Source organism: Ponticoccus sp. (in: a-proteobacteria) (assembly GCF_048381735.1).
Genome location: NZ_JBLXGL010000001.1, coordinates 295457 through 310828, shown reverse-complemented (window position 1 = coordinate 310828; position 15372 = coordinate 295457). Strand labels below are relative to the sequence as shown.

Sequence of the window (15372 nt, the reverse complement as noted above, 5' to 3'; positions counted from 1 at the left end):
GCCACCGGGGCAATGCCCGCTTGCACCCCGCGGCCCGATCCCATACATCACCCCCGATACCTTCGACCGATGCACTGGGCCCCATGGAAAACGTCATCCTGATCATCCACCTTCTCCTTGCCCTCGGCCTGATCGGGGTCGTGCTGCTGCAACGATCCGAGGGCGGCGGCCTTGGCATGGGTGGCGGCGGCGGCGCCATGAGCGCCCGCAGCCAGGCCACGGCGCTCGGCAAGGTCACCTGGATCCTCGCCATCGCCTTCATCGTGACGTCGATCACCCTGACGATCTTCGCGGCGCGCAACGCCTCCGGTTCTTCGATCCTCGACCGGCTCGGCTCTGGCCCCGCCGCCGAGCAATCCGAGGACGCGGACGCCCCGGCGCTCGACTTCGAGCTTCCCCCGCCCTCCGCGGAGGAGGGCGATGCCGACGCGCCCCTGACACCGCGCGCCGACTGATCCACTAGACATGGCCTGAACATATCCGACCGCAACAGCATCTTGCGGTCGGCTGGACAAACCGTTCCGAATCCGATAAGCGTCAAATCCCGTGATGCTGCCGTCCTCAGGGCCGGCGGGATGGCAAGACATTGGCCCATGGTCCGACAGGAACCGGGTCAGAACACAGTCAGAATTCACGGGGTCGCCCACATGGCACGCTTTATCTTCATCACCGGCGGTGTGGTTTCTTCGCTCGGCAAGGGTCTCGCCTCTGCCGCGCTCGGGGCGCTGTTGCAGGCGCGTGGCTATTCGGTCCGGCTGCGCAAGCTCGACCCCTACCTGAACGTCGACCCCGGCACCATGTCGCCCTTCGAGCACGGCGAGGTCTTCGTGACCGACGACGGCGCCGAGACCGACCTCGACCTCGGCCATTACGAGCGTTTCACCGGCGTCGCCGCGCGCAAGACCGACTCGATTTCCTCGGGGCGCATCTACACCAACGTGCTCGAGAAAGAGCGCCGCGGCGACTATCTTGGCAAGACGATCCAGGTGATCCCGCACGTCACCAACGAGATCAAGGACTTCATCTCGATCGGCGAGGACGAGGTCGACTTCATGCTCTGCGAGATCGGCGGCACCGTCGGCGACATCGAGGGCCTGCCCTTCTTCGAAGCGATCCGCCAGTTTTCTCAGGACAAGCCGCGCGGCCAATGCGTCTTCATGCATCTGACGCTGCTGCCCTTTGTCAAGGCCAGCGGCGAGCTGAAGACCAAGCCGACGCAGCACTCGGTCAAGGAGCTGCGCTCCATCGGTCTGGCGCCCGACATCCTCGTCTGCCGCTCTGAAGGGCCGATCCCGGCGAAAGAGCGCGAGAAGCTGGCGCTGTTCTGCAACGTCCGCCCCGAAAGCGTGATCGCCGCGCAGGATCTGAAATCGATCTACGAGGCCCCCATCGCCTACCACCGCGAGGGGCTGGACCAGGCGGTGCTGGATGCCTTCGGCATCGCCCCCGCGCCCAAGCCCAACCTCGACAAGTGGGAGGATGTGGCCGACCGCGTCTTCAACCCCGAGGGCGAAGTGACGGTTGCCATCGTCGGCAAGTACACGCAGCTGGAAGACGCCTACAAATCCATCGCCGAGGCGCTGACCCACGGCGGCATGGCCAACCGCGTCAAAGTCAACATCGAGTGGGTCGACGCCGAGCTTTTCGACCGCGAGGACCCGGCCCCGCATCTGGAAAACTACGACGCGATCCTCGTGCCCGGCGGCTTTGGCGAGCGCGGCACCGAGGGCAAGATCAAGGCCGCGCAATACGCGCGCGAGCACAAGATCCCCTATCTGGGCATCTGCCTCGGCATGCAGATGGCGGTCATCGAGGCGGCCCGCAACGTCGCGGGCGTGGCCAAGGCGGGTTCGGAAGAGTTCGACCATGAGGCCGGGGAAAAGCGTTTCGAGCCGGTGGTTTACCACCTGAAGGAATGGGTGCAGGGCAACCAGAAGGTCAACCGACGCCCCGACGATGCCAAGGGCGGCACCATGCGCCTTGGCGCCTACGACGCGGTGCTGGCCGAGGGGTCGAAGGTGGCGAAGGCCTACGGCACCACCACCATCGACGAGCGCCACCGCCACCGTTACGAGGTCGATGTGACCTACAAGGCCAAGCTGGAAGAGGCGGGCCTGCGCTTCTCCGGCATGTCCCCGGACGGCCGCCTGCCCGAGATCGTGGAATGGCCCGACCACCCGTGGTTCATCGGCGTGCAGTTCCACCCCGAGCTGAAATCGAAACCCTTCGACCCGCACCCGCTCTTCCGCGACTTTGTCCGGGCGGCGAAAGAGGTGTCGCGGTTGGTGTGAGCGGCACGCCGCGTCACGCAAACCCGACCGTACCATACACCGAAACGCACGATTTCCCTTGGAAGCAGTAAGACCCCTTTGCGTTTCTTTCTTTGAAAGGCAAAGGGATGGCTTTCGCCTCGAAGAAAGCTCTCAGGCGGCTTTCCTGATCCAACGAGAGGCCCTCGGTGTGTCCACCGGTGTCGCAAACGTGGCACATGCACAGCCCCCACGTCTTTCGACCAGGCCAAGGGCCGGGCGCAAAGTGGAATTCTCACAAGTATCACACCTGTAGTGCCTCCTCGTCTCGATGCTGCTCATTCCGAACATTCCACATTTCTGAGGGGGTCAGATCACGATCTGATTGCGCAGTCTCGAATGCACAGGGAATCGCCGCTCTGAACCGGGACAGCGCCGACCGGCGGGGGAGCGCGTCCGGCGCTGGCCGCCAGAAAACCCCGTAGAACCTCGCCGCCACAGCCGGACCCGACCAAAGCGCCGCCCCGCAGGCGGGACCGGGCAGCCGCCCCTTCATCCCCCCGCCGAAACCGCGTAGACCCCTGCCATGCTGTCCTATCAACACGCCTATCACGCCGGAAACCTCGCTGACGTGCACAAGCACGCGGCGCTGGCCCTTGTCTGCAACTACCTGACCCGCAAGGACAAGCCGCTCAGCTACATAGAGACCCACGCGGGCCGGGGTCTCTACGACCTGCGCAGCCCCGAGGCCAGCCGGACCGGCGAGGCCGAACAGGGCATCCTGCGCGCCGCCCCGTGGTTCCCCGAAGACCATCCCTATAGCCGCGCCCGCGCCCGGATCGCCGAGACCCACGGCCCCGACGCCTACCCCGGCTCGCCGCTGATCGCCCGCACGCTGCTGCGCGCCACCGACAGCCTGCACCTTGCGGAACTGCATCCGCAGGAACACGCCGCCCTGCGCAGCGCGCTGCGGGCGCCGAACGTGCATGTGCACCACCAGGACGGCTTTGCCCTGGCGCAAAGCCTTTGCCCGCCGACGCCGCGCCGGGGCCTGATGCTGGTGGACCCCAGCTGGGAGGTGAAGGAGGATTACGCCTCGGTGCCGAAGTTCCTTCAGCAGATCCATGCGAAGTGGAACGTCGGCGTGCTGATCCTGTGGTATCCGATCCTCTCGGACGCCACGCATCGCCCGATGACCCGCGCGCTGGCCGGGGCCTTCCCCGAGGGGCTGATCCACGAGGTCGCCTTCCCGCCCGCGCGCAAGGGCCACCGGATGACCGGCTCTGGCCTCTTCGCGGTGAACCCGCCCTGGGGGCTGGCCGAGGCGCTGGCGCGCCTGTCGGACCGCTTCGCCACGCTGTGAGGCCCCTGGGGACAGCCCCTGTGTTTCCCCGTGACCGCGGCGGCGCGCGGTGCTAGGATTCGGACAACCGAAAAAGGGGGCAAGCCCATGTTCGAGCACCTGAAATCCTTCTTCGACCGCAAGGCTCCGGCGCCGAAACCGCTGCCGGAACCGGACGCCAAGCTGGCGCTTGGTGTGCTGCTGGTCCGCACCGCTTGGGCGGACCAGGCCTATCTCTTCGAGGAGATCGAACAGATCGACCGCATCCTCGCCCATGACAACGGGCTGAACCCGGTCGAGGCGGCCAAGATGCGCGCCACCTGCGAGCGGCTGGCGCATGAGATCCACGACGACATGCACATGGCCGAGCTGATCCGCGAAAGCGTCGATTACACCCACCGCCAAGAAACGGTGCAATCGCTCTGGGCCGTCGCCCGCGCGGACGGCATCGCCGACGAACGCGAAGCTGCCCTGGTCGAACTGATCGAATCGACGCTGGGGATAGAGCCGCAGGATTCCGAGGCCGCGCGGATGCAGGCCGTCATTCCCTGACACGGGCCGACCGCGCCGGCGCGGGCTGTCCCCGCCCTCCGACCGGCGTCGGGGCGCAGCGGTAGGGCCGTCCCGGCGCCACGGACCGCCGTACAGGCCAAAGCCCCCGCGCATACCTCCGCCATTGCCCCCTTGCGGCCTGCGGCATATATCCAGACGCATGTTTGCCGATTTCCTCAAGCGCCTGACCGCGCCGCAGCCCGACCCGCTTGCCGATGCCGACGCGCGGCTGGCCCTGACCGCGCTGCTGGTGCGCGTCGCCCGTGCCGATGCGCATTACGACGCCTCTGAACAGGCGCGCATCGACAGGATCGCCGCCAACCGCTTCGGACTGTCCCCTTTCGAGGCCTCGAAGCTGCGCGGCAAGGCCGAGGCGCTGGAGGCCGAAGCCCCCGACACCGTCCGCTTCACCCGCGCCATCAAGGATGCCGTGCCCTACGAGGACCGCATCGGCGTGATCGAGGCCCTGTGGCAGGTGGTTCTGGCCGACGGCCAGCGCGAGGCCGAAGAGGACGCGCTCTTGCGGCTGGTGTCCAACCTGCTGGGCGTCTCGGATCGCGACTCGGCGCTGGCCCGGCAAAGGGTCGACAGCGCCAACTGATCCCCGACCTGCCGATGACAGGGCGGCCCGGGACCACCGCAGCCAGCGATACGCTTTGGCAAAGGGTCCGCGACCGGCTGGCTGGCGGCCCCAAAGGCCCGGACCGCGACCGCATTCACCGGGGCGTGCGGAAGGCGCCGGACCTCGTGCCGGGCCAGAACGGCCCTGTGCTCCAAGAGACAGGGCTGCGCGCCAAAGGCGTCGCCCCCGCTGCCCAAGGCCCCTGTCGCGCCCTGCCCGACCCGCCCGCTGACCAGGCTGGGCGCTTGTGACCTTCCGTCATCCCGGGCATTAACCGCCCGGGGCAGGCGTTTTCGTGATTGCATCCCGCGAAGGTCCTGCGTCATGCTGCCCGCATAGCGACAGCAAGGTGGGACGTGACCAGCCAGGACCCCGTTATCGAGATCCGCGATCTGCACAAGGCCTACGGGCAGCTCGAAGTCATCAAGGGCGTGTCCATCTCGGCCCCCAAGGGGCATGTGGTCTCTCTGATCGGTTCTTCGGGCTCTGGCAAATCCACGCTTCTGCGCTGCTGCAACCTGCTGGAGGACAGCCAGCAGGGCGAGATCCTCTTCAAGGGCGAGCCGGTGCGCTGGAAGGGCGAGGGCCACAACCGCCGCCCCGCCGATCCGAAACAGGTGCTGCGCATCCGCACGAACCTGTCGATGGTCTTCCAGCAGTTCAACCTGTGGGCCCATATGACCATCCTGCAAAACGTGATGGAGGCGCCCTTGACCGTGCTGGGCCGCGACCGGGCCGAGGTCGAGGCCTCTGCCCGCGGCTATCTCGACAAGGTCGGCATCGGCGACAAATGCGATGCCTATCCGGCGCAGCTTTCGGGCGGCCAGCAGCAGCGCGCCGCCATCGCGCGCGGGCTGTGCATGGAACCCGAGGCGCTTCTGTTCGACGAACCCACCAGCGCGCTCGACCCCGAGCTGGAACAGGAGGTCGTCAAGGTCATCAAGGACCTCGCCCGCGAAGGGCGCACCATGATGATCGTCACCCACGACATGAAGATGGCCAGCGATGTCAGCGATCACGTCGTGTTCCTGCATCAGGGCCTGATCGAGGAAGAAGGCCCCCCCGATACGCTCTTCGGGGCGCCGAAATCGGAACGGTTGCAGGGCTTCCTGCGCTCGACCGTTCACGCCTGAGGCCACGGCCCAAGGCATATGACAGGCGGGACAGCCGCCGCATGACAACAGGGAGTAAAACCATGAAAAACCTTCTGATCGGGACAGCCGTCCTTGCGATGACCGCGGGCGCCGCGCTGGCGCAGGACGTGGTGCGCCTTGGCACCGAGGGCGCCTACCCTCCGTATAACTTCCTCGACGACAACGGCGAGGTCGCCGGGTTCGAGCGCTTCCTTGGCGACGAGCTGTGCAAGCGCGCCGAGCTGACCTGCGAATGGGTGACCAACGACTGGGATTCGATCATCCCGAACCTGGTGTCGGGCAACTACGACGCCATCATCGCGGGCATGTCGATCACGCCCGAACGCGAGGAAGTCGTGGCCTTCACCCAGAACTACACCCCGCCCTCGCCCTCGTCCTACGTGGGCACCTCGGATGGCATCGATCCGACAACGGCGGTGATCGCGGCGCAGACCGGCACCATCCAGGCAGCACATGTCTCGACCATGGAAGGCGCGACGCTGGTCGAATTCCCCAGCCCGGACGAGACGGTGGCGGCGGTCATGGGCGGCGAGGCCGACCTGACGCTGGCCGACAAGGACTTCCTGATCCCCGCGGTCGAGGAATCCGGCGGTGCGCTGGTCTTCGTCGGCGACGACATCCCGCTGGGCGGCGGCATCGGCATGGCCTTCCGCCAGTCCGACCCCGAGCTGCGCGACAAGTTCGACGCCGCGGTCCAGTCGATGAAGGACGACGGCACGCTGAACGAGATGATCCTCGAGCATCTGGGCGCCAACAGCCCGACCTTCTGATCCAACGCCAAAGACAGATCCTGCAAAGGCCCCCGGACCCCCGGGGGCCTTTCGCGTTTCGGCACCCCTGCCCCCTCAACGGCAGCCCTGACGCCCCTGGCGCGACAGGCCCTTGCCCTCTTCCCAAGCGGTCGCCCCGGAGGGATCCCGGCCCGCAGTCCGCCGCCAGGGCATCCGGGGCTGCACCGATTGGGCGGGGGCCGCCACCTCCTGCCCGGGGCCGCTGCCTTGCAGACAGGCGCGCGCCGGAGCCGCCCCGCCGGTCCGCCCCTGCCCGCCCCGGCGCTTGCTGCCAATCGCGGCATCGGCGGCATCGGGGCCGCAGGGCGCGGTCTGACGCAGCGAAACACCAAGGAAAGTCTTGCGCGAGTCGCGGATTTCCGCGCAGGCTGGGCAAAACCAGACAGGACTGACAAAGCCCGCCCTCGTGTTTTCCTACTGCGCCGATCCCTCCGCCCTCGAAGGCCTGTCGTGGTACCTGTGCTACCTGACAACGGGTAAGCACATGGCCTTCTACAGCTCTTTCGGAACGGTGCTGCTGTTGCTGGCGATCACCGCGCCGGTTGCCCTTGGCTTCGGCTTCCTGGGCGCCATGTCGGCACGGTCGCAGTTTGCGCCGCTGTCCTGGCTGGGCAAGGGCTATATCGCCGTGGTGCGCGGCGTGCCGGACATCGCCTTCTTCCTGTTCTTCGTGATTGCGCTGGACCAGTTCTTCGAATGGGTCCGGCACGAGGTGAAATGCCCCGACTGGGAGCAACCGATCCGGCAGGGCAACGATTTTGTCGTCTGCGCGGCGGCCAAGCTGCCGCTGGGCAACGCGCCGCAGATGGTACACGAGATCTACGGCTTCTCGCTGGCGGTGCTGACCTTCGCCATCGTCTTCGGCGCCTTTGCCGCCAACGTGCTGTTCGGCGCCATGCGCGCGGTGCCGCGCGCGCAGCTGGAAACCGCCGAGGCCTATGGCATGAGCCAGCGCCAGTGTTTCTGGCGCATCCTGGTGCCGCAGATGTGGGTCTATGCGCTGCCCGGGCTGTCGAACCTCTGGATGGTGCTGATCAAGGCGACGCCGCTGCTGTTCCTGCTGGGGGTCGAGGACATCGTCTTCTGGGCGCGCGAGCTGGGCGGGGCCAAGACGCCGCGCTTCACCGATTACCCGCATGGCGACTGGCGGATGTGGTATTTTCTTGCGCTGCTGGTCTTCTACCTTGCCTTCACGCGGGTCTCCGAGGTGGTGCTGGACCGGCTGATGACGCGGCTGACCCGCGGGCAGGCGACGCTGGCGGGCGAAGCGCAGAGGAAGGCCGCATGAGCCTGCTTGCCGAGGTCGGAGGGGGCTCTGCCCCCGCGCGTGCCGCGCTCCCCCGGGATATTTCGGGACAGAAGAAACGCCGGGGGCGCGCATGAGTTGCTGGGAGACCCTTGCCGATTACGGGCTGCGGTCCCTGGGGATCGGCGAGCGGCTGTTACCGCGTGACAATTTCACCCTGTGCCAGCAGATGGTGCTGATCGGCTCGGGGATGATCTGGAACATCTACTTCGGCGTGCTGGCGCTGTGTTCGGGCTTCTTCCTTGCCACCGCCGTGGCGCTGGGGAAGGCCGCCGCAAACCCCTGGCTGCGCAAGCCTGCGGAGTGGTTCATCTTCGTCTTCCGGGGCTCGCCGCTGTTCATCCAGTTCTTCTTTGCCTATTTCGCCTTTCTCAGCCTGAAAAGCGTCTCGCCCATCTTCGATCCGCTGACGGCGGCCTGGGCCGGGGCGCTGATCGTGCTGTTTCTGAACACCGCCGCCTATTCCGGCGAGATCTTCTACGGCGCGCTTCTGTCGATCCCCAAGGGCGATCTGGAGGCGGCGGATGCCTATGGCTTCACCGGCTGGGCCAAGTTCCGCAAGATCACCTGGCCCACCATGCTGCGGCTGGCCTGGCCCGCCTATACAAACGAGGCGATCTTTCTCTTTCACGCGACGACGCTGGTCTTCTTCTCGGGCTTTCCGGCCTGGCAGCAGCGCGGCGACGCGCTGTATTACGCCAGCTATTTCGCCGACAAGACCTTCAACCCCTTCGTGCCCTACCCCATTCTCGCGGGCTATTTCATCGCCCTGACGCTGGTGGTGATCGGCCTCTTCGGCCTGGCGAACCGGCGGCTGAACCGTCACCTGCCGCAGGCCACGGGGCGGCGGCTGAAGATCCGGCCCAACCTGATCCGCTGAGAAGTCCCGCAGCGCGGCGCCCGGTTTCGCGCAGGGCGCCCCCCCCTTGCCAGCCCTCCGGTCCCGGTCTATCAATTTGATCAAATTCCAACCCCAAGAGGCCCCCATGCCCGCCCCCAGTGCCGACTGGCTCACCGATCGCCCGCAAGTCAGAACCATCCGCGCCGCCGCCTGCGACCTGAACGGCGTCGCCCGCGGCAAGCGCATGCCGATCCCCTCGGCGCGCAAGCTGCTGACGGAGGGCACGCGCTTTCCGCTGTCCGCGCTGAGCCTCGACATCTGGGGCGAGGACATCGACGACAGCCCGCTGGTCTTCGATACCGGCGACCGCGACGGCACCCTGTTTCCGACCGAGCGCGGTTTCGTGCCGATGCCATGGCTGGAGGCGCCGACCGCGCTGGTGCCGATCTGGATGTACCGCGAGGACGGGCGCGCCTATGACGGCGACCCGCGCCACGCCCTGCGCTTCGTCATGGAACGCTTCAAGGCGCGCGGGCTGACGCCGGTGGTCGCGGTCGAGCTGGAGTTCTTCCTGATCGACGATTCGGGGCGCAACCTTCAGGTGCCGATCTCGCCTCGGTCCAACAAGCGGCGCAAGGCGGCAGAGATCCTGTCGATCCGCGCGCTGGATGCCTTCGACAGCTTCTTCACCGACCTTTACGAGGCCTGCGAGGCCATGGATATCCCCGCCGACACCGCCATTTCCGAGGCGGGTCTGGGGCAGTTCGAGATCAACCTCGTGCATACCGACGACGCGCTGAAGGCGGCGGACGATGCCTGGCTGTTCAAGATGCTGGTGAAGGGGCTGGCGCGGCGGCACGGTTTCGCGGCCTCTTTCATGGCCAAGCCCTACGAGGACTACGCGGGTTCGGGCATGCATGCGCATTTCTCGGTGCTGGACGAGGAGGGGCGCAACATCTTCGACGACGGCACCCCGCGCGGCACGGATGTGCTGCGCCATGCCATCGCCGGCTGCCTGAACGCCATGTCGGACAGCACGCTGGTCTTTGCGCCACACCTGAACAGCTACGACCGGCTGGTGCCCGACGCCCACGCGCCCATCGGCATCGCCTGGGCCTACGAGAACCGCACGGCGGCGATCCGCGTGCCCTCGGGTGCGCCGGTGGCGCGGCGGATCGAACACCGGGTCTCGGGCGGCGACGTGAACCCCTACCTTGCGCTGGCCGCCATCCTGGGCGCGGCGCTGACCGGCATCGAGGACGGCGTCATGCCGCCCGAGCCGATCACCGGCAATGCCTATGCGCTGGACCTGCCGGTGATCCCCACGGACTGGGGCTCGGCCATCGCGGCTTTCGAAACTTCGGAGCTGATCCCGCGCATCTTCCCGGCGGAACTGATCCGCAACTTCCTGCTGACCAAGAAGCAGGAGCGGCACTACATGGCCGAACTCAGCGAGACCGAGCAGGTCGAAATCTACCTCGACACGGTCTGAGAAGACGCGCGCGGGCCGCTTGCGGCGCGGCGCCCGCGCGCATACGGTCACCGCGATCTCCAACAGGTGACTCATGAAGATCGGCATTCTGCAAACGGGCCTCGTGGTGCCCGAACTGGCAGCCGAATACGGCCAGTACCCCGACATGTTCGCGCGCCTCCTGGCCCGCGAGGGCTTTGACTTCGAAAGCTGGTCGGTGGTCGAGGGCGACTTTCCCCCCGGCCCCGAGGCGGCGGAGGGCTGGCTTATCACCGGCTCGAAACACGGCGTTTACGAGGATCATCCCTGGATTCCGCCGCTGGAGGCGCTGATCCGCGCCATCGTCGCCGCCGACAAGCCGCTGATCGGGGTCTGTTTCGGCCACCAGATCATCGCGCAGGCGCTGGGGGGCCGGGTCGAGAAATACCCCGGGGGCTGGGCCGTCGGGCCCCGGGTCTACCAATTCCCGGACGGGCCCAAGGTGATCCAGGCCTGGCACCAGGACCAGGTGACCCAGGCGCCCGAAGGCGCGGTGACCGTGGCCTCGAACGATTTCTGCCAGCACGCCGCGCTGCTCTACCCGGGCAAGGCCTACACGGTTCAGCCGCACCCGGAATTTGGCGCCGGTTTCACCCGTGGCCTGATCGAGAAGAGGGGCCGGGGCGTGGTGCCGGATGCCGTGCTGGACGAGGCCCGGCGGACCGTGGACAGGACGCTGGACAGCGCCGATATCGCACAACAGTTCGCGCGGTTCTTCCGCGACAGGACGCTCTCGTGACCGCCCGCCACACCCCGCCCGCCCCGGCGGAGACCGGGGCCCCGCGCCCCGCAAAGGAGACCCCCATGACCGACTGGACCGACACCCTGCCCGAGTCCGCCACCGCCTACCTGGAGGGCCGGCGGCTGGACGAGGTGGAATGCGTGATCTCGGACCTGCCGGGCATCGCGCGCGGCAAGGCGGTGCCTGCCAGTAAGTTCGCCAAGCAGAAGCATTTCCACCTGCCCGACTCGATCTTCTTCCAGACCATCACCGGCGACTGGTCCGAGGCCGCGGACGAGGACGGCTTCATCGAGAAGGACATGATCCTGAAGCCCGACATGAGCACCGCCACGGCGGCGCCCTGGACCGGGGACTGGACGCTGCAGGTGATCCACGACGCCTACGACCGCCATGGCGCGCCGATCCCCTACGCGCCGCGCAACGTGCTGAAACGGGTGGTGGCGCTCTACGAGGCGCAGGGCTGGACGCCGGTGGTGGCGCCCGAGATGGAGTTCTTCCTGATCGCCCGCAACCTCGACCCGGCCAAGGATATCGCGCCGATGACCGGGCGCTCGGGCCGCCCCGCCGCGGCGCGGCAAGCCTATAGCATGACCGCCGTGGACGAGTTCGGGCCGGTGATCGACGACATCTACGATTTCGCCGAGAGCCAGGGCTTCGAGATCGACGGCATCACCCAGGAAGGCGGGGCCGGGCAGCTGGAAATCAACCTGCGCCACGGCCACCCGGTCAAGCTGGCCGACGAGGTCTTCTACTTCAAGCGGCTGATCCGCGAGGCGGCGCTGCGGCACGACTGTTTCGCGACCTTCATGGCCAAGCCCATCGCCGACGAGCCGGGCAGCGCCATGCACATCCACCACTCGATCCTCGATATCGAGACGGGACAGAACCTTTTCTCCGGCCCGCAGGGCGGCGAGACGGACATGTTCTACCACTTCATCGGCGGGTTGCAGACCCATCTGCCCGCGGCCATCGCGGTCATGGCGCCCTATGTGAACAGCTACCGGCGCTACGTGAAGGACCACGCGGCGCCGATCAACCTGGAATGGGGCCGCGACAACCGGACCACCGGCATCCGCATCCCGCTGTCCGAGCCGCAGGGCCGCAGGGTCGAGAACCGGCTGGCGGGGATGGATTGCAACCCCTACCTGGGCATCGCGGCCTCGCTGGCCTGCGGCTATCTGGGGCTGATGGAAGAGCGCCGCCCGACCAAGCAGTTCCGGGGCGATGCCTACGAGGGCGACGGCGACTTCCCGCAGGTGCTGGGACAGGCGCTGGACGTCTTCGACGAGGCCAGCGCGCTGCACGAGGTGCTGGGGCCGGAGTTCTGCCGGGTCTATGCCACGGTGAAGCGGGCGGAATACGAGGAGTTCCTGCAGGTGATCTCGCCCTGGGAGCGCGAGCACCTGCTGCTGAACGTCTGATCCGCTGCGGGTTCCTGGCCCGCCCTTTCACCGGATGGGCGCCTTGCGGCGCGCATTCACTCTTGGGGGCCTTGCCCCCAAACCCCCGCCGGGGCGCTGCCCCGGACCCCGGGATAGTTTTGGACAGAAGAAGCCGGGAGACGCTCCGTGGACCTGTTGTTTGCCAATGATCGGCGGGGCGAGTACCCCGGAAGCTGGTACGCCGCCTCTGTCGATCTGCCCGAGGCGCGGCCCGCGCTGGAAGGCGCGGTGCGGGCCGATGTCTGCGTGGTCGGCGGCGGCTATACCGGGCTGTCGGCGGCGCTGCATCTGGCGGAGGCCGGGCTGGACGTGGTGCTGCTGGAGGCGCATCGGGCGGGCTTTGGCGCCTCGGGGCGGAACGGCGGACAGCTGGGATCGGGCCAGAGGCAGGACCAGCAGGTGCTGGAGAGCATGGTCGGCATGGAGGCCGCGCGGCGGCTGTGGGATCTGGGCGAGGACGCCAAGGCCCTGGTGCGGGACCTGGTGGCGCGGCACGGCATCGACTGCCACCTGAAGGACGGGGTGGCCTGGGCCGCGTCCTCGGAGCGGCATTTCCGCGATTTCGCCGGCTATGCCGAACACATGCAGCGGCGCCATGGCTACGGGATCGAGGTACTGGAGCGCGAGGCCTTCCATGCGCTCTGCCCCTCTCCGGCCTATCGCGGCGGTCTCCTTGATATGGGCGCCGCGCATCTGCATCCGCTGGCACTGGCATTGGGGCTGGCGCGGGCGGCGGAGGGCGCCGGCGCGCGGATCCACGAGGGATCCTGGGTCACCGGGATCGCGCGCGGGGCACGGCGGGTGACGGTGCGGACCGAGCGTGGCAGCGTCGAGGCGGATCATCTGATCCTGGCCTGCAACGGCTATCTTGGCGGGCTGGACGGTCAGGTTGCCGCCCGCGTCATGCCGATCAACAATTTCATCGTCGCGACCGAGCCGCTGGGCGCGCGCAGCGCCGAGGTTCTGACCCGCGACGTCGCGGTCGCCGACGACAAGTTCGTCGTCAACTATTTCCGGCTGTCGCATGACGGGCGGCTCTTGTTCGGCGGCGGCGAGAGCTATGGCTACCGCTTTCCCGCCGACATCGCCGCCAAGGTGCGCAAGCCCATGCTGGAGATCTATCCGGCCCTGAAGGACGTCAGGATCGACCATGCCTGGGGCGGCACCCTGGCGATCACCATGAAGCGGCTGCCCTTCCTTGCCCGCCTGGCGCCCAATGTGCTGACCGCCTCGGGTTATTCCGGCCATGGTGTCGGCAATGCCGTGCAGGCGGGCAAGCTGATGGCCGAGGCGGTACGCGGGCAATCGGCCGGTTTCGACAGCTTCGCCGCCCTGCCCGCCCCGGCCTTTCCCGGCGGCGCCGCGCTGCGCACCCCGCTTCTGGTGCTGGCGATGAGCTGGTTCGCGATGCGCGACCGGCTGGGGCTGTAGATTTCACACAGATGTAACCAAACGGAGCATTTCCGGCGGGACAAGACTGTCTTCGCCGTGATATAAGCATTTTGAAAGACAGAATTCAGGAAATCGAAAGATATGCTTCCAAACATGCATGACGCAGAGCCGATCCCGGCCGAGGCCCGCGCCGAGATCGACCGCCTTCTGCAAAGCGGCGACCTCTTCCGCTACACCGCCGCCGAGGATGCCCCCGTCACGCTGCTGGAACGCGAGTTCGCCGCCCATCTCGGTGCGCGTTACGCGCTGGCCGTCTCCAGCTGTTCCGCCGCGCTGTTCCTGTCGCTGAAGGCGCTGGACCTGCCGCGCGGCGCCCGCGTGCTGATCCCGGGCTTTACCTTTGCCGCCGTGCCGTCCTCGATCATCCATGCGGACTGCCTGCCGGTGCTCTGCGAGGTGGGCGAGGATTACCGCATCGACATCCGCGACTTCGAGGCGAAGCTGGACGGCGTGCAGGCGGTCATCGTCAGCCACATGCGCGGGCATACCTCGGACATGGACGCCATCATGGCGCTCTGCGCGCAGCGCGACATCCCGGTCGTCGAGGACGCGGCGCATTCGCTGGGCACCACCTGGCATGGCCGCAATATCGGCACGCTGGGCCGCATCGGCTGCTTCAGCTTCCAGAGCTACAAGCTGCTGAACGCGGGCGAAGGCGGCATCCTCGTCACCGACGACGCCGACCTCGTGGCGCGGGCGGTGATCCTGTCGGGCGCCTACGAGCATATGTGGAAGAAGCATCTGGACGACAGCGACCCGGCGCTGGCCGAGGCCTTCGACCGCTGGCAGAACCAGCTGCCGCTGTACAATCTGCGCATGTCGAACCTTTCGGCGGCGGTGATCCGGCCGCAGATGCCGCATATCGCGCGGCGTGTCACCGACGGGCGGCGCAACCACGACCGCGTGGCCGCGCAGATCGACCGCAGCGCCTGGATCTCGGTCCCGGCCAAGCTGCCGCCCGAGGAACGCGCGCCGGATTCGCTGCAATTCAACCTCTGCGGCATGGATGACGCGCAGGTCGCCCGCTTTGTCGAGGCGGCGGGCGCGGAGGGCGTCAAGGTGCAGGTCTTCGGTCAGAGCCAGGACAATGCCCGGGCCTTCTGGAACTGGCAGTTCCTGCCCGAGATGCCCGAGCTACCGCGCACCCGCGCCATGCTGGCGCGCGCCTGCGACACCCGCCTGCCCGCCCGGCTGACAGAGGCCGATTGCGATGCGGTGGCGGGCGTGCTTCTGGCCGCCGCCGAGGCTGCCATGGGCGAGGTCAAGCGATACGGCACCTGACCCCAGGCAGGGACCCGGGACAATCAAGCGGGCGCGGTGCATGACATCCGTGCCCGCTTTGCCTGCCCGGCGGGGCGACCCGGCGCGG

The 15372-nt window shown here is 67.5% G+C and carries 14 protein-coding genes; all 14 read left to right on the top strand.

Annotated features, from left to right (window positions below):
• Positions 1 to 83: 83 nt before the first annotated feature.
• The 14 genes from secG (at position 84) to ACN5KJ_RS01380 (ending at position 15284) form a co-directional block, all read left to right on the top strand.
• Positions 84 to 455, top strand: a complete 372-nt coding sequence (gene secG / locus ACN5KJ_RS01445) for a preprotein translocase subunit SecG (protein ID WP_206566601.1) — start codon at positions 84 to 86, stop codon at positions 453 to 455.
• A gap of 192 nt (positions 456 to 647) precedes the next feature.
• Complete coding sequence (locus ACN5KJ_RS01440; protein WP_418591765.1) at positions 648 to 2291, top strand: CTP synthase; 1644 nt, start codon at positions 648 to 650, stop codon at positions 2289 to 2291.
• Between the two features lie 544 nt (positions 2292 to 2835).
• Positions 2836 to 3612, top strand: a complete 777-nt coding sequence (locus tag ACN5KJ_RS01435) for a 23S rRNA (adenine(2030)-N(6))-methyltransferase RlmJ (protein ID WP_418591764.1) — start codon at positions 2836 to 2838, stop codon at positions 3610 to 3612.
• An 87-nt stretch (positions 3613 to 3699) separates the two neighbouring features.
• Positions 3700 to 4143: a TerB family tellurite resistance protein gene (locus ACN5KJ_RS01430; protein ID WP_418591763.1), complete on the top strand. Its 444-nt coding sequence runs from the start codon at positions 3700 to 3702 to the stop codon at positions 4141 to 4143.
• A 160-nt stretch (positions 4144 to 4303) separates the two neighbouring features.
• A complete protein-coding gene (locus ACN5KJ_RS01425) occupies positions 4304 to 4744 on the top strand; it encodes a TerB family tellurite resistance protein (protein WP_418591762.1) in 441 nt (146 codons plus the stop codon).
• Positions 4745 to 5121: 377 nt separating this feature from the next.
• A complete protein-coding gene (locus tag ACN5KJ_RS01420; RefSeq protein WP_418591761.1) occupies positions 5122 to 5898 on the top strand; it encodes an ABC transporter ATP-binding protein in 777 nt (258 codons plus the stop codon).
• 62 nt (positions 5899 to 5960) lie between these two features.
• Positions 5961 to 6689, top strand: a complete 729-nt coding sequence (locus tag ACN5KJ_RS01415; protein WP_418591760.1) for a transporter substrate-binding domain-containing protein — start codon at positions 5961 to 5963, stop codon at positions 6687 to 6689.
• A gap of 427 nt (positions 6690 to 7116) precedes the next feature.
• The gene (locus ACN5KJ_RS01410; RefSeq protein WP_347167258.1) at positions 7117 to 7998 is read left to right on the top strand and encodes an ABC transporter permease; all 882 of its coding nucleotides are present in this window, start codon (positions 7117 to 7119) and stop codon (positions 7996 to 7998) included.
• Between the two features lie 91 nt (positions 7999 to 8089).
• Positions 8090 to 8896: an ABC transporter permease gene (locus tag ACN5KJ_RS01405; protein WP_418591759.1), complete on the top strand. Its 807-nt coding sequence runs from the start codon at positions 8090 to 8092 to the stop codon at positions 8894 to 8896.
• Positions 8897 to 9002: 106 nt separating this feature from the next.
• Positions 9003 to 10349, top strand: coding sequence for a glutamine synthetase family protein (locus tag ACN5KJ_RS01400; RefSeq protein ID WP_418591758.1), 1347 nt, complete (start codon positions 9003 to 9005; stop codon positions 10347 to 10349).
• 73 nt (positions 10350 to 10422) lie between these two features.
• Complete coding sequence (locus ACN5KJ_RS01395; RefSeq protein WP_418591757.1) at positions 10423 to 11106, top strand: type 1 glutamine amidotransferase; 684 nt, start codon at positions 10423 to 10425, stop codon at positions 11104 to 11106.
• A gap of 65 nt (positions 11107 to 11171) precedes the next feature.
• The gene (locus ACN5KJ_RS01390) at positions 11172 to 12530 is read left to right on the top strand and encodes a glutamine synthetase family protein (protein WP_418591756.1); all 1359 of its coding nucleotides are present in this window, start codon (positions 11172 to 11174) and stop codon (positions 12528 to 12530) included.
• 147 nt (positions 12531 to 12677) lie between these two features.
• A complete protein-coding gene (locus ACN5KJ_RS01385; protein ID WP_418591755.1) occupies positions 12678 to 13982 on the top strand; it encodes an NAD(P)/FAD-dependent oxidoreductase in 1305 nt (434 codons plus the stop codon).
• Positions 13983 to 14084: 102 nt separating this feature from the next.
• Positions 14085 to 15284 carry a DegT/DnrJ/EryC1/StrS family aminotransferase gene (locus tag ACN5KJ_RS01380; RefSeq protein WP_418591754.1) on the top strand — a complete coding sequence of 400 codons (1200 nt, stop codon included), beginning with the start codon at positions 14085 to 14087 and terminating at the stop codon, positions 15282 to 15284.
• The last annotated feature ends 88 nt before the right edge of the window (positions 15285 to 15372 follow it).